Source organism: Streptomyces sp. HP-A2021 (genome assembly GCF_022807935.1).
GTDB lineage: Bacteria > Actinomycetota > Actinomycetes > Streptomycetales > Streptomycetaceae > Streptomyces > Streptomyces afghaniensis.
Genome location: NZ_CP094344.1, coordinates 5,221,305 through 5,238,427, shown reverse-complemented (window position 1 = coordinate 5,238,427; position 17,123 = coordinate 5,221,305). Strand labels below are relative to the sequence as shown.

The window sequence follows — 17,123 nt, the reverse complement described above, 5'->3', positions numbered from 1 at the left end:
TTGACCAGCGCCAATCCCGGTGACGATCTGAATACACAAAGCCAGTATCCGTATTCAGATACCGTCTGTCTCCGGGGGACAGCTATGCCCGAGTCGGGTTATTCGTGGCAAAAGCCCTTCAAGGCTGAGCCTATGGAGGCGCGCCACGTCCACCTGTGGGTCGCCGGCCGCGTGAGGCACCTTGACGCTCCGACGATCGCGCACGAGCTGTACGTCGCGATCCTCAGCTCGGGTGCCCCCGCCGTAGAGATGACCCTGTCGACGGCCGGGCCACGCATCCGCATCACAGCACTCGGGCCTGAGCAGCTCCCCCTGCTCTACAGCCACGGGCCCGGCTGGCAGATCATCACCGGCCTCGCCAACATCTCCGGGCTCACCACCGACGAGTGCGGGCTGTGGGCGCAGGTAGGGACGAGCCGCTGACCAGACCCCCGGGAGACCGCGACCGCCGACCAAGAAGCTACGAGGGACAGCAGATGAGCAGCACAGAAACAGAGACCACACCCGAAGCCCAGGTGTTGGCGTTACTGGAGCTCCCCAGTATCGGCGACCTCACCGAAGACCAGGTGCGCGGGTTCACCTGCGTCTGGGACGGCAGCGAGGCTCCGCTCACCGACGAGGCGGCCGTCAATCTCGGCCCGCGCCGGATGAGGCGGCTGGACGGAGAGTACGAGTGGCACCCCCGCGGCTGCCGACAGCATGTCGAGGAGGCGGCGTTCCTGAAGCTGTTCGACCACTGCCAGGAGGAGTGCGAGCCCTGCGGCAGGAGGTGCGAGAACGGCGTCAACCTCGATAGCCACTGTGACACCGGACGAGCGTTGACCCGGCTGTCCCTGAGGAGGTGGTGAGCGTGCCGTACTGCGCGCGCTGCAGCAAGCCACTGAAGGACGACGAGGCCAAGGAGATCGACGTGGCCCCGCCGACCGGAGCGGGCACCAAGATCACCGTGTGTCTGAACTACTTCCTGTGCAAGCCCCCGCCGACCCAGACCGCGCCGTACTCCAGGCGGTACTGAGCCACCGTCACCGGAGCGGCGCCGATCGCACCGGTGACGATCCCCGCGGCCCGGCCTGGCGCCTCCCCCGACGCCAGCCGGGGCCGCTCCATGTGCGCTCCAACGGGCCGCGGCGCACACTGCCCCTAGGGCCGACCGTTCGGAGGCCGCCATGAGCGACAACGTCAAGCTGTCCGGATCCGCTTACCTCCAGACCGGAGTCATTGATCTTCGAGAGATCGGTGAGCTCGCCGCCACCATCACCCACGCTCGCCACGACTTCGAGATGTCCCCGAGGCAGCACGAGGAAGGGTGGCGGGTCTTGATCCGAATCGACCTGAAGGACGACACGTCCCTGGCGCTCATCAGCAAGCTGAAGGCGACAGGACGTTTCATAGCCCCGCCGTGACTGAACCTACTGCCCAAGTAGAGGTGCTACAGCAGGGTCCCCGCTGCCAGCGAGGGCGCTGGAGCAGCCTTCCGGACCCATGATCGTCTGCGCTTCGGGCGAGCATCGGGCGAGCTAACGATCACACGGTCGGGTCAAAACGGACAGGACCCCAGCTCGGACGTTGTCTGAGCTGGGGTCCTCTCGGTAGGCCCTGTGGGACTCGAACCCACAACCAATGGATTAAAAGTCCACTGCTCTGCCAATTGAGCTAAGGGCCCAGGCGATGTTGCCCCCACGAGCATAGCCGGACGAGGCCGAGTCTCCGATCGGGTATCGGTGACCCGGCCGTGCCGGAGGTGTGAAAACCCCTCCGGAACGGCGGAGCGCCGTGGCCCCGTTGGGACGGGGCCACGGCGCTCGTCACACCTGTGCGTCAGCTGTTGCGCTTCCAGCGCGGCTTGTCCTCACGGCGCTGGAAGGAACCGCCGCCACGGTGGTCGTCACGACGGCCCTGCGGGCGGTCGTGCCCGGGACGGTCGTGCCCGCCGGCGCGGAAGCCCGGACGGTCGTCCCGGCGGTCGCGGTTGAAGGGACGGTCGCTGCCGCGGTGCCCCGTGCGCTCGTCCCGGCGGAAGCCGCCGCGGTCGTCACGGCGCTCGAACGGACGCCCGCCACGGTCGTCACGACGCTCGAACGAACGGCTGCCGCCACGGTCGTCGCGACGCTCGAAGGAACGGCCACCACGGTCGTCACGACGGAAGCCGCCGCGCTCGCCACGGTCGCCCCGGTCAGCCCGGTCGTCCCGGCGGAAACCACCACGGTCACGGTCGCGGTCGAAGGAACGGCCGCCACGGTCGCGGTCGCGGTCCCGGTCGCGGTTGAACCCACCGCGGTCGTCACGACGCTCGAAGGAACGCCCGCCACGGTCGTCACGACGCTCGAAGGAACGGCCACCCCGGTCGCGGTCGGCGTACCGGTCACGCCCGGCCCCGCCGCGCTCCTCGCGCCGCTCCCGACGCTCGTACGGCGCGGAGGAAGCCTCGGCGCGCTCGACGTCCTGCGCGGTCCGCTGCTCCGGCACCGACACCTCGACGCCGGCCGGAACCTCCGCGGACTCCCCGGACACCGCCGCCTGCGGCTCCTCGCCGCGCTCCCGGGCGACCCGCGCGAGCAGCCGGTCGGACTCCTCGCGCAGCTCGTTCGCACGCCGCTGCGCCCGCTCCAGCTCCTTGGTGAGCTGGGCGACCTCACGCTCGGCCTGCTGCGCGGCGTTGCCCACGGACTCGGCCTGGACCTCGGTCATCGACCGGGCGCCGGTGATCTCGGCGACCTCCGGGTCGAAGGCGCCGGCGCCCTGGATGATGTGGCGCGTGGCGTCGACGCCCGCGTCCTCCATCAGCCGGAAGATCTGACGCCGCTGGTGCGGCAGGGAGAGGGAGACGACGGTGCCGGTGCGGCCCGCGCGCGCCGTACGGCCGGCGCGGTGCAGGTAGTCCTTGTGGTCGCCCGCCGGGTCCACGTTCAGCACCAGGTCGATGCCGTCGACGTGGATGCCGCGCGCCGCGACATCGGTCGCGACGAGCACGTTGACGTACCCGTCCTTGAAGTCGGCCAGGGTCCGCGTCCGCGCGCCCTGCGTCATGCCGCCGTGCAGCGCGTCGGCCTTCACACCGGAGTCGCGCAGCTGCTCGGCGACGCGGTCGGCGCCCAGCTGGGTCCGGACGAAGATGATCGTGCGGCCCTTGCGGGAGGCGATGGCCGCGGTGACCGGCGCCTTGTCCTTGGGCTTCACGATGAGGATGTGGTGCGACATGGTCGTCACGGCGCCCTGGGCGGCGTCGACCTCGTGGCTGACCGGGTTGTTCAGGTACCGGTCGACGAGGGTCTTGATCTCGTTCTCCATGGTCGCGGAGAACAGCATCCGCTGACCGCCCGCGGGGACCTGGTCCAGCAGCTCCGTCACCTCGGGCATGAAGCCCAGGTCGGACATCTGGTCGGCCTCGTCGAGGACGGCGATCTGCACGTTCTCCAGCGAGCAGGCGCCGCGGTTGATGATGTCGCGCAGCCGGCCCGGGGTGGCGACCAGGACGTCGACGCCCTTCTCCAGGGCGTAGATCTGGTTGCCCATGGACGTACCGCCGCAGACGACCTTCATCTTGAGGCCGAGGACGTCGCCGTAGGGCTGGAGCGCGTCGGCCACCTGCATGGCGAGCTCACGCGTCGGCGTGAGGATGACGGCCCGCGGCTTGTGCTTCTCGGTGCGGCCGCCGGCCAGCTGGGCCAGGGCGGGCAGACCGAAGGAGAGGGTCTTGCCGGAGCCGGTGCGGCCCCGGCCGAGGATGTCCTTGCCGTCCAGGGCGTCCGGGATGGTCGCGGCCTGGATCGGGAAGGGGGTGGTCACGCCGTTCTGCGCGAGCTTGCGGACGACGCCCTCGGGGAGACCGAGGTCGGCGAAAGTGACCTCGGGGGCGTCCTCGGCTGCCTCGTTCTCGGGCACGACGACGTGATCAGTACTGGCGATGGACATGCGAATGCGAAACCTTCCGGAGTCTCGTCGGCACGCGCCCGTCAACTCCGTGATTCGCGATTCGCAATACGACCGCCTCAATGCGGTCCACCACGGCAAGGGAGAGTACGCGCCACACGGCGCGCTCTGCGGTGGCGCCGGGCAAGATGGGATCAAACGATCTGCCACCATACGCACTCCGGGCCCCGCAAGGCAAACCGGACTCCGCAGGAGACAGTTGGGACGCCCTCCGTCGGCCAGCGGCCCGGAGAACCTCCCGTCGCTGCCAACCAGCCACCCCCCGGAATTGTTCCCGCCCCTCGGCACCAGCAGGCAGGGCTACGCCGGCGACCCCGCCTCCGGCGCCGGCTCCCGCTGGGCGAGCTGCGGCCCCGGTGGCTCGTGCGCCGACGACGACGGCTCCGGCTTGTCCGTCGGCTCGGGGGACGTCGTCACCTCGGTCGGCGTCGGCGTGGGCTCGGGTTCGGCCGTCCGGGTGGGCGTCGGCGGAGCCGGCGGCTTCGGCGTCGGCCTGGCCGGCTTCCCCGGCTTGTCCCGCCCCGGCGCGGGCGCGCTCACCGCAGCGGACGGCGACACCCCGGGAGACACCGGCTCCCCCGCCCCGCCGTCCTTGCCCTTCTTCCCCTTCGCCTTCTTGCCCTTGCCGTGCCCGCGCTCGCCGTCGGCCGCCGTGCCGAACCCGGCACCGCCGCCCGACACCGCCGACCCGCCGTCGGGCGCCTCCCCGCCGTGCCGCCCGGCGGAGTGCGACGGCTTGGCGCTCCCTTCCGCGCCGTCGTCGCCGACGCTCATACAGCCGGCGGCAGCGGCGACGGCCACGACCGTGGCGGCCAGGCGGACGGGTACGTACAAGGGGCGCACGGGGCCACCTCCGGGAAGGGTGAGGAAGTCAACACCTCCAACTCCCGCCGCGCGCAAGAGGACACGCCGCCCTCATTCACAACCCGCTCAGCCGTAACCCAGGGCGTGAAGGCGCGCGTCGTCGATGCCGAAGTGGTGCGCGATCTCGTGTACCACCGTGATCTCCGTCTCGGCGACGACGTCCTCCCGCGACTCGCACATCCGCAACGTCGGATTCCGGTAGATCGTGATCCGGTCCGGCAGCACACCCGCGTACCACTCGCCCCGGTCGGTCAGCGGAGTCCCCTCGTACAGCCCGAGCAGCTCGGGATCGTCCGACGGCGGTTCGTCCTCGACGAACACCGCGACGTTGTCCATCAGTCGCGTCAACTCCGGCGGGATCCGGTCGAGCGCTTCGGCGACCAGCTCCTCGAACTCCTCGCGCGTCATCTCCAGCACAGGCCCATTGTCGGCCACGACAGAGCCGTACGAGAGCCTTCCGGCGTCGCATATCCGGCCCGGGACTTGGGCATACGGGACCAATGGCCCGCGTCCCCGCCGCAGTCCTGAGTGTCCTGAACCCGATCCGCAAGGCCCCACGCGTCCTCGCCCGCCGCTACCGCTCCCGGCAGGCCCCGGCCGTGATCGAACTCGTGCCGCAGCCGCACCCGTGGTCCCGTGCGGTGGGACTCGTGGCCGTCGTCCTCCTCGGCGCCTGGCTGGGCCTGCTGGTCGTGGGCAACGTCCGGGTCCCGGTCGGCCCCATGAACACCACCATGACGCTGCGCCCCTCCTTCACCGGCGGCACCAAAATCAACATCTCGCCCCTGGGCGCCCTCCAGCTGGACAGCCACGTCGCCCCCGTCCGCCTGGACGTGAACGTCGACCAGCTGGACCCGGACCGCTCCCAGGCCCTGGTCGACCACCCCGAACGGCTCTCGGGCCTCCAGGACGAGGTCACCGAGGACGTCGGACGCGGCACCCTCGACCTGGCCGTCCGTTCGGGCATCGCGGTCGTCGGCGGCGCCACCGCGCTCGGCCTCGCGGTCTACCGCCGCCCCCGCCGCGCCCTGGCCGCCGGCGGCCTCGCGCTCACCCTCCTCGCCGCCTCGGGCGGCACGGCGTACGCCACCTGGCGCCCCGACTCCGTCCTGGAACCCAAGTTCTCCGGGCTGCTCACCTCGGCCCCCTCCCTGGTCGGCAACGCGCGCAGCATCGTCACAGAATTCGACGTCTACCAGAAGGAATTGGCCCGCCTGGTCACCAACGTGACCAAGCTCTACGACGCCACCTCGACCCTCCCCGCCTACGCGCCCGACCCCTCGACCATCCGGGTCCTGCACGTCTCCGACATCCACCTGAACCCGGCGAGCTGGAAGATCATCGCCTCGCTGGTGGAGCAGTACAAGGTGGACGTGATCGTCGACTCGGGCGACACGATGGACCACGGCACGGCCGCCGAGAACGGCTTCCTGGACCCCATCGAGGACCTCGGGGCCCCTTACGTCTGGGTCCGCGGCAACCACGACTCGATGATCACCCAGCGCTATCTGGAGGGCCTGAAGAACGTCCACGTCCTGGACGACGGCCGGGCCAAGACGATCAAGGGCCTGCGTTTCGCGGGCATCGGCGACCCGCAGTTCACCCCGGACCGCTCGAAACAGCCCGGCAACGAGCAGTCCCAGGAGCTGGCCGGAGCCCGCCTGGCCACGGCCCTGCGCGACCAGCGCACGGCCGGTACCCCGGTGGACATCGCCATGGCCCACGAGCCGTCGGCGGCCCGCGAGGTCGACGGCGAGGTGCCGCTGGTGCTGGCCGGCCACATCCACCACGACGAGATGGAAGTCCTGAAGTACGGCACCCGGCTCCGCATCGAGGGCTCCACGGGCGGCAGCGGCCTGCGCGCCATCGAGGGCAAGCACCCGGACCCCATCGAAGCGTCGATCCTCTACTTCGACCGGGACACCCGCCACCTCCAGGCCTGGGACGAGATCGAACTGGGCGGCCTCGGCCTCACGACGGCCGAGGTCAGCCGCCACCTCCCGGAGGAGAACCAGCCCGGCGCGACCCAGTCCCCGACCACCCCCACGACGGAGCCGCCGTCGGGGTCCCCGACGGGGTCCCCGACGGCCTCCTCGACGGCCTCCCCCTAAACCGTTTTGGCGATAGCTCCCGCCATCCCATATGCTTCTCACGTCCCCGACGCGCTGAGAAGCGCCCAGGCGGGCCGATAGCCCTCATCGTCTAGCGGCCTAGGACGCCGCCCTTTCAAGGCGGTAGCACGGGTTCGAATCCCGTTGGGGGCACGCACCACCCTGTGCGACACTGTCGTACGACACGCTTGGTCCTGTGGAGCAGTTTGGAGTGCTCGCCACCCTGTCAAGGTGGAGGCCGCGGGTTCAAATCCCGTCAGGACCGCTGAGGTTTCACGTGAAACCTCGTGGCTGGGTAGCTCAGTTGGTACGAGCGTCCGCCTGAAAAGCGGAAGGTCGCCGGTTCGACCCCGGCCCCAGCCACAACGGAAACCCCCGTCGAGTTCATCGGCGGGGGTTTCCTGTTGTGCCCGGCCGGACCGCCGGAGACAAAAGCGTTAGCCACAAAAATCCGCGGGATGAGATCCTGGACCGCGTATGTCTACGCAATCCGCCCCCGCCCTCGGCGCCCTCGCCCCCCGCCTGACCGAGCTGTCCCTGCGCGACGCGCACCGGCTCGGGCGCAGGCTCGAAGGTGCGCGCAAGATCCGTAAGCCGGAAGCACGCGCCGCCGTGCTGGCCGAGATCGAGGCGGAGATCGGCAAGGCCGAGGAGCGGATGGCCGGGCGCCGCGCCCACGTACCCGAGATCACGTATCCCGAGCAGCTGCCGGTCAGCCAGAAGAAGGACGAGATCGCCGACGCCATCCGCGACCACCAGGTCGTGATCGTCGCCGGTGAGACCGGTTCCGGGAAGACCACGCAGATCCCGAAGATCTGCATGGAGCTCGGCCGCGGGGTCCGCGGCATGATCGGGCACACCCAGCCCCGCCGTATCGCCGCCCGCACCGTCGCCGAGCGCGTGGCGGAGGAGCTGGACACCCCGCTGGGCGAGGCCGTCGGCTGGAAGGTCCGTTTCACCGACCAGGTCGACCCGGACGCCACCTTCGTCAAGCTCATGACGGACGGCATCCTGCTCGCCGAGATCCAGACCGACCGCGAGCTGCGCGCCTACGACACGATCATCATCGACGAGGCCCACGAGCGGTCCCTCAACATCGACTTCCTGCTGGGCTACCTCGCCCAGCTGCTGCCGAAGCGCCCCGACCTCAAGGTCGTCATCACCTCGGCCACCATCGACCCCGAGCGCTTCTCCCGGCACTTCGGCGACGCCCCGATCGTCGAGGTCAGCGGCCGTACCTACCCCGTGGAGGTCCGCTACCGGCCGCTCCTGGAGGAGGACGGCGACGACGCCGACCGCGACCAGATCACCGCGATCACCGACGCGGTCGAGGAGCTCCAGAAGGAGGGCCAGGGCGACATCCTGGTGTTCCTCTCCGGCGAGCGGGAGATCCGCGACACGGCCGACGCCCTGACCAAGAAGAACTACCGCTTCACGGAGATCCTGCCCCTCTACGCCCGGCTCTCCCACGCCGAGCAGCACCGCGTCTTCCAGCCGCACAGCGGCCGCAGGATCGTTCTGGCCACGAACGTGGCCGAGACGTCGCTGACCGTCCCGGGCATCAAGTACGTCATCGACCCCGGCTTCGCCCGCATCTCGCGCTACAGCCACCGCACCAAGGTCCAGCGCCTGCCGATCGAGCCGGTCTCACAGGCCAGCGCCAACCAGCGCAAGGGCCGCTGCGGCCGTACCTCGGACGGCATCTGCATCCGCCTCTACAGCGAGGACGACTTCAACGCCCGCCCGGAGTTCACGGACGCGGAGATCCTCCGGACGAACCTCGCCTCCGTCATCCTCCAGATGACCGCGGCCGGCCTCGGCGACATCGAGAAGTTTCCCTTCATCGACCCGCCGGACCACCGCAACATCCGCGACGGCGTGCAGCTCCTCCAGGAGCTGGGCGCCCTCGACCCGGCGCAGAAGGACCCCCGCAAGCGGCTCACGGACACCGGCCGCAAGCTCGCCCAGCTGCCCGTCGACCCGCGGCTGGCCCGCATGGTCCTGGAGGCGGACAAGAACGGCTGTGTCCGCGAGGTCATGGTCATAGCCGCCGCACTGTCCATCCAGGACCCGCGCGAACGCCCCGCCGACAAGCAGACCCAGGCCGACCAGCAGCACGCCCGCTTCAAGGACGAGACCAGCGACTTCCTGGCCTACCTCAACCTTTGGCGCTACATCCGCGAGCAGCAGAAGGAGCGCGGTTCGTCCTCCTTCCGCCGGATGTGCAAGCAGGAGTACCTCAACTTCCTTCGCATCCGCGAATGGCAGGACATCTACAGCCAGTTGCGCACGGTCGCGAAGCAGATGGGCATCCACCTCAACGAGGACGACGCCCCGGCCGACCGCATTCACGTGTCCCTCCTCGCCGGTCTGCTGTCGCACCTCGGCATGAAGGACGTGAAGGAGGGCGCGAAGAACGAGTATCTCGGGGCGCGCAACGCCAAGTTCGCGATCTTCCCCGGCTCGGCCCTCTTCAAGAAGCCCCCGCGTTTCGTGATGTCCGCCGAACTGGTGGAGACGTCCCGCCTCTGGGCCCGCGTCAACGCCAAGATCGAGCCCGAGTGGGTCGAACCCCTCGCCGGGCACCTCCTCAAACGCACCTACAGCGAACCGCACTGGGAGAAGGACCAGGCCGCGGTGATGGCGTACGAGAAGGTCACGCTCTACGGCGTGCCGATCGTGGCCCAGCGGAAGGTCAACTACGGCCGGATCGACCCGGAGGTCAGCCGCGAGCTGTTCATCCGGAACGCGCTCGTCGAGGGTGACTGGCGCACCCACCACAAGTTCTTCTCCGACAACCGCAGACTCCTCACCGAGGTCGAGGAGCTGGAGCACCGGGCCCGGCGCCGGGACATCCTGGTCGACGACGAGACGCTGTTCGACTTCTACGACCAGCGGATCCCCGACCACGTGGTCTCCGGCGCCCACTTCGACTCCTGGTGGAAGCACAAGCGGCACGAACAGCCCGACTTCCTCGATTTCGAGCGCGAGATGCTCATCAACGAGAAGGCGGGCGAGGTCACCAAGGACGACTACCCGGACTCCTGGCGCCAGGGGAACCTCAAGTTCCGGGTGACGTACCAGTTCGAGCCGGGCGCGGACGCCGACGGCGTGACCGTCCACATCCCGCTCCAGGTCCTCAACCAGGTCACGGACGAGGGCTTCGACTGGCAGATCCCGGGCCTGCGGGAGGAGCTCGTCACGGAGCTCATCCGGTCCCTGCCCAAGCCGATCCGCCGCAACTACGTGCCCGCGCCGAACTACGCGAAGGCGTTCCTCGAGCGCGCGGTCCCTCTGCAGGAGCCTCTCACCACCACCATGACCCGCGAACTGCGGCGCATGGTGGGCGTGCCCTTCGAGGCGGACGACTTCGACTGGTCCAAGGTCCCCGACCACCTCAAGGTCACGTTCCGGATCGTCGACGAGCGGCGCCGCAAGCTCGCCGAGGACAAGGACCTGGAGGCGCTGAAGCTCAAACTCCGGCCGAAGGCCCGCAAGGCGCTCTCGCAGGCGGCGGCCGCCACGGCGGAACGCCAGGGCGGCGAGTCCCTGGAGCGCAAGGGCCTCACGGACTGGACGATCGGCACGCTCACCCGCGTGTTCGAGACCCGGCGAGCCGGCCAGCCGGTGAAGGCGTACCCGGCGCTGGTCGACGACGGCGACACGGTCTCCGTACGCCTTTTCGACACGGAGGCCGAACAGCAGCAGGCCATGTGGAAGGGCACCCGTCGCCTGATCCTGCGCAACATCCCGGTGAACCCGGCGAAGTTCGCCTCCGAGAAGCTGACGAACGCGCAGAAGCTGGCGCTGTCCGCCAATCCGCACGGCTCCATCCAGGCGCTGTTCGACGACTGCGCGATGGCGGCCGCCGACAAGCTGATCGCGGACTTCGGCGGGCCGGCGTGGGACGAGGAGTCGTACCGGAAGCTGTACGACAAGGTGCGCGCCGAGATCGTCGACACGACCGTCCGTACGGTGGGCCAGGTGCAGCAGGTGCTGGCCGCCTGGCAGGCCTGTGAGCGCCGTCTGAAGGCCGTACGCAGCCCCGCGCTGCTGCCGAACCTCCAGGACGTGCGGGGGCAGCTGGACGCCCTTGTGAAGCCCGGCTTCGTGACGGAGGCGGGTCTGCGCCGCATGCCGGACCTGATGCGCTACCTGGTGGCCGCGGACCGGCGTCTGACGCAGATGCCGACGAACGTCCAGCGGGACACCACGCGGATGCAGAAGGTCCACGAGATGCTGGACGAGTACGCCTGGCTCCTTGAGCAGATGCCGCAGGGGCGGCCGGTGCCGTCGTCGGTCCTGGACATCCGCTGGATGATCGAGGAGCTGCGGGTCAGCTACTTCGCCCACGCGCTGGGCACGGCGTACCCCGTCTCCGACAAGCGGATCGTGAAGGCGATCGACGCGGCAGTGCCGTGACGGGCCGCGCACGCAGGGTGAGTTCGACCAGGACCCCGCCCTCCTGTAGAGTCTCTTCTCGCAGCGCAACGCACGAATCGCGCCGCGAAACCTGGTCCTGTGGAGCAGTTTGGAGTGCTCGCCACCCTGTCAAGGTGGAGGCCGCGGGTTCAAATCCCGTCAGGACCGCAGTGAAAGAGCCCGGATCTTCGGATCCGGGCTCTTCTGTCGTCCGGGCTCTTCTGTCGTCCCGGCTCTTCTGTCGTCCCGGCTTTTCTGTCGCCCGGGCTCTTCTGTCGTCCGGGCGCTCTCGCATCCAAGTTCGTTTGTGCGCCCCTGACCTGTGCAATGCCCCCTCGCGGGCCCTCACGCCGTCTTGACGGCCTCTCGTTCCCTCGGTACCCAGAAACCAGGGCCGTTCCCGTTCGGCCTTCCGGAGGTGGCGTATGGCGGCATCGGCTAGGCACGAGACGCGGGCCCTGCTCCGTGCGCACCTGGCGGCCGCGTCGTCGTACCGGCATCTCACTCGCCACTGTCCGATCTGCCATCACCTGCTGCGGCTGGCGATGGAGTCCGCCCAGTCCGCCCAACGCACCGCCCAGGCCTCCCAGGGGGCCGTCTAGAACGAGAGTCCGGCGCGAGCCTGACCGGGGACCGGCCTCAACACCCGTTCGTACACGGGACGCTGGAGCCGATGGTTCCACTACCGCACCCGCAGCGGAGCTAACAAGCCGCTTGGTATGTGACGGGTGTCACCGCATGAGTTTTGAAAAGTGCGGTACTTACACCCCGCCTACAAGGGGTCAATTTAATATGTGCAATTGCACCCCTTCGGCGGTGCCCCACACAGGGGATCCGACACCCCTCCCCAGACTCCGACAAGGCCGCTCACAGCCAGGCCACGAGTCCGACAGCCGGCACACAAAAAAGATCGCGCTGGACCCGGCGGAGTCCAGCGCGATCGACGACGCACCCTGTTTACATGCCTGGAGAGCTCTGACTGGCGTGGGCGTGGGGCCTGTTGGGGCAGGACCCGCGTCGCTTGGAGCTGTGGTTCGGACGTCTCGACTGATGGGGGACCAGCCGGTTTGCCCGGTTATTCAGTTGTTCAGGCCTCGCTGCGCTGCTGCGGAATGCCCGCGAGCAGAGCGCGGACCTCGGCCTCGCGGTAGCGGCGATGCCCGCCGAGCGTGCGGATCGACGTGAGCTTGCCGGCCTTCGCCCACCGCGTGACCGTCTTGGGGTCGACGCGGAACATGGTGGCGACCTCAGCCGGGGTCAGCAGCGGCTCGGCATCAGGGGTGCGAGCGGTCATGAGCGGCCTCCTCGGGAGAACCGAACCTTCTCGGTTCTTTCCTCTAAATTCTGCACCTTGACCCGCGTTGCCCGAAATGGCGGACGCGAGTCGAGTCGGTTATAGGACGAACGGCTTGTCCTCGGCACTACAACTACACCATCTGTCCAGCCGCGTCGGCCAAACCGATGGAATTGCCCTCCCAGGTGTTCATCAGCGACGGAAGCCGATGGACCATGCCATAGCGGACAGTCACGCCACTGTGACGATCAGTCACAGGACGATCAGGAGTCACGAGACCCCCCAAAGCGTGCAATGCTGAGATTCCGCCCACAATGCAGCACAACGGGACGGAAGGAGCCCCCCGGACTCCTTGTCCTATTTTGGCATGAGGAGGGGCAAGGGGCGCAAGGGCCTCGTACGTGTACTCCGTCACGCTTGGCCTACTTGAGAGGTACGCCCGGATCGGGACCTACGTCCGTTGTTGACAAGGCTTCAGCACACGCAGAGAGCTCTTCAGGAACGTCGGTGCGAGGACGAAACCCCAAAACGGGCGGTACGTCAAACGCCTGTTCGTGACCGGTCGCGAGCGGTCCGTAGGAACCGAAGGTCAGAGGTCAGTTCGCCGACCGCAGATCGCGTACGGAACGCCACCGCTCCACGAGCCGGGCGTACGCCGACCCGGCGGCCGCCCCGTCGCCCCGGCGCAGCGCGGCGATCCCCTCGGCCACGTCCGCCGCCGAGTGGTCGTGCTCCAGCGCCCCGGGCGGCACGGCGTGCACCAGGCCGCCGTAGTCCAGCTCCACGAGCGAGCGCGGGTGGAACTCCTCCAGCCAGCGCCCGACGTCCACCAGGCCGTCGATCAGCGGCCCCTCGTCCATGGCCTCCTTCAGGGCCCGCAGGCCCCGGGCCACGCGGCGCCGGGCCTGGACCATGGGCGTGCGGTAGCGCAGCACCGGCGGGCTGTCCACGCTGTCGCCCTTGTCGTACTCGCGCTCCTCGTCGGAGACCAACACGAACCAGTTGATCGGCACCTGCCAGGTCGCCGTACGGATCCACGGCCGGGCGTCCGGGTTCTCCGCCAGCCAGCGCTCGTAGTCCTGGGCCGCCTGGTGGCGCAGGAAGGGCGGCAGGACCGCGTCCAGGACGGGCGGCGGGAGCTCCTCGGAGAGCTCCTCCAGGGCCTGCCAGCCGCGCAGCCGGGTGCGCCAGGGGCAGACGCAGACGACGCCGTCGACATCCAGCACGAAGGCGTCCTCGCTCTCGTGCACCGGCACCAGGACCGGCGGGGTGGGCGCCAAGTCGGCCAGCGCACGACGCAGTTCGTCCTGGTACGACGGACGGTCCGGACGGCGGGCGTAGCGGGCCCAGTGGCTGCGCTCCGGCTCCGCGAAGGCGGCCAGCGGTTCGTACACGCGCAGATAGGTCGCGTAGGGGACGATCACCGAGGACACCTTGGGCACGCCTGCTCCCTCCCCCGCACACCGTCGCGAAAACCTGGGGAACCCACTCACGAACGCACGGGAAATCTATGCAAATCGTCGCACGGGTGTACTCCGGTCGGAGGTGATCCTTAGCAGAGTGCGGCCGGCGGGCCCCCCAGGCTCTAATCTCATGCTCAACAGCCACCGCCACCCGCACGGAGGCTGGTTTCCACCCGCCGCTACTTACTCAGGAGTCACCACAGTGACCGACGTAACCGGCGCACCTGCTGATGTACTGCACACCCTGTTCCACTCGGACCAGGGGGGTCATGAGCAAGTCGTGCTCTGTCAGGACCGCGCGAGCGGCCTCAAGGCCGTCATCGCCATCCACTCCACCGCCCTGGGCCCCGCGCTCGGCGGTACGCGCTTCTACCCGTACGCGAACGAGGCCGAGGCCGTCGCCGACGCGCTGAACCTCGCCCGCGGGATGTCGTACAAGAACGCCATGGCCGGTCTCGACCACGGCGGCGGCAAGGCCGTGATCATCGGGGACCCGGAGCGGATCAAGACCGAGGAGCTGCTCCTCGCCTACGGCCGGTTCGTCGCCTCCCTCGGCGGCAGGTACGTCACCGCCTGCGACGTCGGCACGTACGTCGCCGACATGGACGTCGTGGCCCGCGAGTGCCGCTGGACCACCGGCCGCTCCCCGGAGAACGGCGGCGCCGGGGACTCCTCCGTCCTCACCGCCTACGGCGTCTACCAGGGCATGCGGGCCTCCGCGCAGCACCTGTGGGGCGACCCGTCACTGCGCGCGAAGCGGGTCGGCATCGCCGGCGTCGGCAAGGTCGGCCACCACCTGGTGGAGCACCTCGTGAAGGAGGGCGCCGAGGTCTTCGTCACGGACGTGCGCGAGGACGCCGTACGGCGGATCACCGAGCGGCACCGGGACGTCATCGCCGTGAAGGACACCGCCGAGCTGATCCGCGTCGACGGCCTGGGCATCTACGCCCCCTGCGCACTGGGCGGGGCGCTGGACGACGACACCGTGCCGGTGCTGACCGCCGAGGTGGTCTGCGGCGCCGCCAACAACCAGCTCGCCCACCCGGGCGTGGAGAAGGACCTCGCCGACCGCGGGATCCTCTACGCGCCGGACTACGTGGTGAACGCCGGCGGTGTCATCCAGGTGGCCGACGAGCTGCACGGCTTCGACTTCGAGCGGTGCAAGGCCAAGGCGGCGAAGATCTTCGACACCACGCTGGCCATATTCGCACGTGCGAAGGAAGACGGCATTCCGCCGGCTGCCGCGGCCGACCGGATCGCCGAGCAGCGCATGCACGACGCGGCCGCGGCCCGCCGGGCGCGCTGATTCGGGAGCGGTCTCGTACGTTTGGCCGGTACCCGTCGGTGGGCAGTTAGAGAGAACTCTCACTTCTACCGGCGGGTCGACCGCCGATAAGTGGTTAAAATCGCGGTTGACCAGCGAGGACGGGGCGCCTCGAAGGTCCTGGGCGCGGGCACGTCATACGGGCGACGTACCGTATGGGCGCGGGCTCAGGTACCGTGGAAGCCCTACGGGCCGGTCTCTCTGCGGAGAGGCCGTTCCGGACCATGAACGCGTGTCAAGACTCTGGGGCCGTCGAGCCCCGTCGTTGAGGGGGTCGAGCCATGGGGCGCGGCCGGGCCAAGGCCAAGCAGACGAAGGTCGCCCGCCAGCTGAAGTACAACAGCGGTGGGACTGACCTCTCACGCCTGGCCGAGGAGCTGGGTGCATCGCCTTCGAATCCGCAGCCGCCTAACGGCGGGCCGTTCGAGGACGATGATCAGGACGACGACCTGTACGCACGGTACGCCGACCTCTACGAGGACGACGACGAAGACGAGGACGACCAGTCCTCGCAACACCGTCGCGGCGCTTGACCTTGCACTGAGCATGTACCCGGTCGGTGACCGAAAGGTCACCGACCGGGTTCTGTGCTGCCTGCAAGGTCTCGCGGGGTTTCGACCCCCGTGCCTCAGTTCGCGTAGTCACCGATCAGGGCGGCACCAGTGGTGTGCTCGCCCCGGTCCGTGATCTCTCCGGCCACCCAGGCGTCCACGCCACGGTCGGCCAGGGTCGCCAGGGCCACGTCCGTGGACTCCTGCGGCACGATCGCGATCATGCCGACGCCCATGTTCAGGGTCTTCTCCAGCTCCAGGCGCTCGACGTTCCCCGTCCGGCCGACGAGGTCGAAGACCGGGCCGGGGGTCCAGGTGGAGCGGTCGACGATCGCGTGCAGGTCGTCGGGGACGACCCGGGCGAGGTTGGCCGCGAGTCCGCCGCCGGTGACGTGGCTGAAGGCGTGCACCTCGGTGGTGCGCATCAGGGCCAGGCAGTCCAGCGAGTAGATCTTCGTCGGCTCCAGCAGTTCCTCGCCGAGGGTGCGGCCGAGCTCGTCGACGTGGGTGTCCAGCGCGAGGCCGGCCTGGTTCAGCAGGACGTGCCGGACGAGGGAGTACCCGTTCGAGTGAAGACCGGAGGACGCCAGGGCGATCACCGCGTCACCCGTCCGGATACGATCCGCGCCGAGCAGCCGGTCGGCCTCCACGACGCCCGTACCGGCGCCGGCGACGTCGAAGTCGTCCTCGCCCAGCAGGCCGGGGTGCTCGGCCGTCTCGCCGCCGACCAGGGCGCACCCGGCCAGCACACAGCCCTCGGCGATGCCCTTGACGATGGCGGCGACGCGCTCGGGGTGGACCTTGCCGACGCAGATGTAGTCGGTCATGAACAGCGGCTCGGCGCCGCACACCACGATGTCGTCCATGACCATGGCGACGAGGTCGTGGCCGATCGTGTCGTAGACCCCCAGCTGGCGGGCGATGTCGACCTTGGTGCCGACGCCGTCGGTGGCGGAGGCGAGCAGGGGCCGCTCGTAGTTCTTCAGGGCGGAGGCGTCGAAGAGTCCGGCGAAGCCGCCGAGGCCGCCGAGGACCTCGGGGCGCTGGGCTTTCTTCACCCATTCCTTCATCAGCTCGACGGCGCGGTCGCCCGCTTCGATGTCGACGCCCGCGGCTGCGTAGCTGGCACCAGTTGTCTCAGACATGGCTAATGAGAACCTTCGT

The 17,123-nt window shown here is 69.2% G+C and carries 15 protein-coding genes and 5 tRNA genes; 13 read left to right on the top strand and 7 right to left on the bottom strand.

Annotated features, from left to right (window positions below; translation table 11 throughout):
- The first annotated feature begins 132 nt into the window (after nt 1–132).
- The 4 genes from MQE23_RS23670 to MQE23_RS23655 all read left to right on the top strand — a co-directional run bounded on the left by MQE23_RS23670 (nt 133) and on the right by MQE23_RS23655 (nt 1,403).
- Nucleotides 133–423: a hypothetical protein gene (locus tag MQE23_RS23670; protein ID WP_243380205.1), complete on the top strand. Its 291-nt coding sequence runs from the start codon at nt 133–135 to the stop codon at nt 421–423.
- Nucleotides 424–476: 53 nt separating this feature from the next.
- Nucleotides 477–848: a hypothetical protein gene (locus tag MQE23_RS23665; protein WP_243380204.1), complete on the top strand. Its 372-nt coding sequence runs from the start codon at nt 477–479 to the stop codon at nt 846–848.
- Complete coding sequence (locus MQE23_RS23660) at nt 845–1,015, top strand: hypothetical protein (protein ID WP_243380203.1); 171 nt, start codon at nt 845–847, stop codon at nt 1,013–1,015. Before MQE23_RS23665 ends, MQE23_RS23660 begins: the two co-directional genes overlap by 4 nt.
- A gap of 151 nt (nt 1,016–1,166) precedes the next feature.
- Nucleotides 1,167–1,403 carry a hypothetical protein gene (locus tag MQE23_RS23655; RefSeq protein ID WP_243380202.1) on the top strand — a complete coding sequence of 79 codons (237 nt, stop codon included), beginning with the start codon at nt 1,167–1,169 and terminating at the stop codon, nt 1,401–1,403.
- Between the two features lie 187 nt (nt 1,404–1,590).
- Here the strand turns inward: MQE23_RS23655 and MQE23_RS23650 are convergent.
- The 4 genes from MQE23_RS23650 to MQE23_RS23635 all read right to left on the bottom strand — a co-directional run bounded on the left by MQE23_RS23650 (nt 1,591) and on the right by MQE23_RS23635 (nt 5,211).
- Nucleotides 1,591–1,663: transfer RNA gene (locus MQE23_RS23650), tRNA-Lys, on the bottom strand.
- Between the two features lie 155 nt (nt 1,664–1,818).
- The gene (locus tag MQE23_RS23645; protein WP_243380201.1) at nt 1,819–3,912 is read right to left on the bottom strand and encodes a DEAD/DEAH box helicase; all 2,094 of its coding nucleotides are present in this window, start codon (nt 3,910–3,912) and stop codon (nt 1,819–1,821) included.
- 318 nt (nt 3,913–4,230) lie between these two features.
- Nucleotides 4,231–4,773 carry a hypothetical protein gene (locus MQE23_RS23640; RefSeq protein ID WP_243380200.1) on the bottom strand — a complete coding sequence of 181 codons (543 nt, stop codon included), beginning with the start codon at nt 4,771–4,773 and terminating at the stop codon, nt 4,231–4,233.
- Between the two features lie 87 nt (nt 4,774–4,860).
- A complete protein-coding gene (locus tag MQE23_RS23635) occupies nt 4,861–5,211 on the bottom strand; it encodes a metallopeptidase family protein (RefSeq protein ID WP_010044994.1) in 351 nt (116 codons plus the stop codon).
- Nucleotides 5,212–5,294: 83 nt separating this feature from the next.
- Between MQE23_RS23635 and MQE23_RS23630 the strand changes: the two genes are divergently transcribed.
- The 7 genes from MQE23_RS23630 (at nt 5,295) to MQE23_RS23600 (ending at nt 11,929) form a co-directional block, all read left to right on the top strand.
- Nucleotides 5,295–6,905, top strand: a complete 1,611-nt coding sequence (locus tag MQE23_RS23630; protein WP_243380199.1) for a metallophosphoesterase — start codon at nt 5,295–5,297, stop codon at nt 6,903–6,905.
- Between the two features lie 80 nt (nt 6,906–6,985).
- Nucleotides 6,986–7,058, top strand: a tRNA-Glu gene (locus MQE23_RS23625).
- Between the two features lie 37 nt (nt 7,059–7,095).
- Nucleotides 7,096–7,170: transfer RNA gene (locus MQE23_RS23620), tRNA-Asp, on the top strand.
- 24 nt (nt 7,171–7,194) lie between these two features.
- Nucleotides 7,195–7,268: transfer RNA gene (locus MQE23_RS23615), tRNA-Phe, on the top strand.
- Between the two features lie 114 nt (nt 7,269–7,382).
- Nucleotides 7,383–11,327 (top strand): ATP-dependent RNA helicase HrpA, encoded by a 3,945-nt coding sequence (hrpA, locus tag MQE23_RS23610; protein WP_243380198.1) that lies wholly within the window; start codon nt 7,383–7,385, stop codon nt 11,325–11,327.
- Nucleotides 11,328–11,420: 93 nt separating this feature from the next.
- Nucleotides 11,421–11,495 (top strand) — tRNA-Asp (locus MQE23_RS23605).
- A 257-nt stretch (nt 11,496–11,752) separates the two neighbouring features.
- On the top strand, nt 11,753–11,929 hold the full coding sequence (locus tag MQE23_RS23600) for a DUF6274 family protein (RefSeq protein ID WP_243380196.1): 177 nt from the start codon (nt 11,753–11,755) through the stop codon (nt 11,927–11,929).
- 485 nt (nt 11,930–12,414) lie between these two features.
- Here MQE23_RS23600 and bldC read toward each other — a convergent pair whose 3' ends face one another.
- Both bldC and MQE23_RS23590 read right to left on the bottom strand, forming a co-directional pair.
- Nucleotides 12,415–12,621: a developmental transcriptional regulator BldC gene (gene bldC / locus MQE23_RS23595; RefSeq protein ID WP_003949541.1), complete on the bottom strand. Its 207-nt coding sequence runs from the start codon at nt 12,619–12,621 to the stop codon at nt 12,415–12,417.
- Nucleotides 12,622–13,217: 596 nt separating this feature from the next.
- The gene (locus MQE23_RS23590) at nt 13,218–14,063 is read right to left on the bottom strand and encodes a hypothetical protein (protein WP_020277198.1); all 846 of its coding nucleotides are present in this window, start codon (nt 14,061–14,063) and stop codon (nt 13,218–13,220) included.
- A 223-nt stretch (nt 14,064–14,286) separates the two neighbouring features.
- Between MQE23_RS23590 and MQE23_RS23585 the strand changes: the two genes are divergently transcribed.
- Nucleotides 14,287–15,390, top strand: a complete 1,104-nt coding sequence (locus MQE23_RS23585; RefSeq protein ID WP_243380194.1) for a Glu/Leu/Phe/Val dehydrogenase dimerization domain-containing protein — start codon at nt 14,287–14,289, stop codon at nt 15,388–15,390.
- A 299-nt stretch (nt 15,391–15,689) separates the two neighbouring features.
- Complete coding sequence (locus MQE23_RS23580) at nt 15,690–15,941, top strand: DUF3073 domain-containing protein (protein ID WP_020277200.1); 252 nt, start codon at nt 15,690–15,692, stop codon at nt 15,939–15,941.
- Between the two features lie 95 nt (nt 15,942–16,036).
- On the opposite strand, the gene purM is transcribed toward MQE23_RS23580, so the two are convergent.
- Complete coding sequence (gene purM, locus MQE23_RS23575; RefSeq protein ID WP_020277201.1) at nt 16,037–17,104, bottom strand: phosphoribosylformylglycinamidine cyclo-ligase; 1,068 nt, start codon at nt 17,102–17,104, stop codon at nt 16,037–16,039.
- Nucleotides 17,105–17,123: the final 19 nt, after the last annotated feature.

What these genes read in the sequence shown, in the direction of transcription:
- MQE23_RS23645 (WP_243380201.1), bottom strand. Translation starts at nt 3,912, where the DNA reads ATGTCCATCGCCAGTACTGATCACGTCGTCGTGCCCGAGAACGAGGCA.
- MQE23_RS23630 (WP_243380199.1), top strand. Translation starts at nt 5,295, where the DNA reads ATGGCCCGCGTCCCCGCCGCAGTCCTGAGTGTCCTGAACCCGATCCGC.
- MQE23_RS23670 (WP_243380205.1), top strand. Translation starts at nt 133, where the DNA reads ATGGAGGCGCGCCACGTCCACCTGTGGGTCGCCGGCCGCGTGAGGCAC.
- MQE23_RS23600 (WP_243380196.1), top strand. Translation starts at nt 11,753, where the DNA reads ATGGCGGCATCGGCTAGGCACGAGACGCGGGCCCTGCTCCGTGCGCAC.
- purM (WP_020277201.1), bottom strand. Translation starts at nt 17,104, where the DNA reads ATGTCTGAGACAACTGGTGCCAGCTACGCAGCCGCGGGCGTCGACATC.
- bldC (WP_003949541.1), bottom strand. Translation starts at nt 12,621, where the DNA reads ATGACCGCTCGCACCCCTGATGCCGAGCCGCTGCTGACCCCGGCTGAG.
- hrpA (WP_243380198.1), top strand. Translation starts at nt 7,383, where the DNA reads ATGTCTACGCAATCCGCCCCCGCCCTCGGCGCCCTCGCCCCCCGCCTG.
- MQE23_RS23655 (WP_243380202.1), top strand. Translation starts at nt 1,167, where the DNA reads ATGAGCGACAACGTCAAGCTGTCCGGATCCGCTTACCTCCAGACCGGA.
- MQE23_RS23665 (WP_243380204.1), top strand. Translation starts at nt 477, where the DNA reads ATGAGCAGCACAGAAACAGAGACCACACCCGAAGCCCAGGTGTTGGCG.
- MQE23_RS23580 (WP_020277200.1), top strand. Translation starts at nt 15,690, where the DNA reads ATGGGGCGCGGCCGGGCCAAGGCCAAGCAGACGAAGGTCGCCCGCCAG.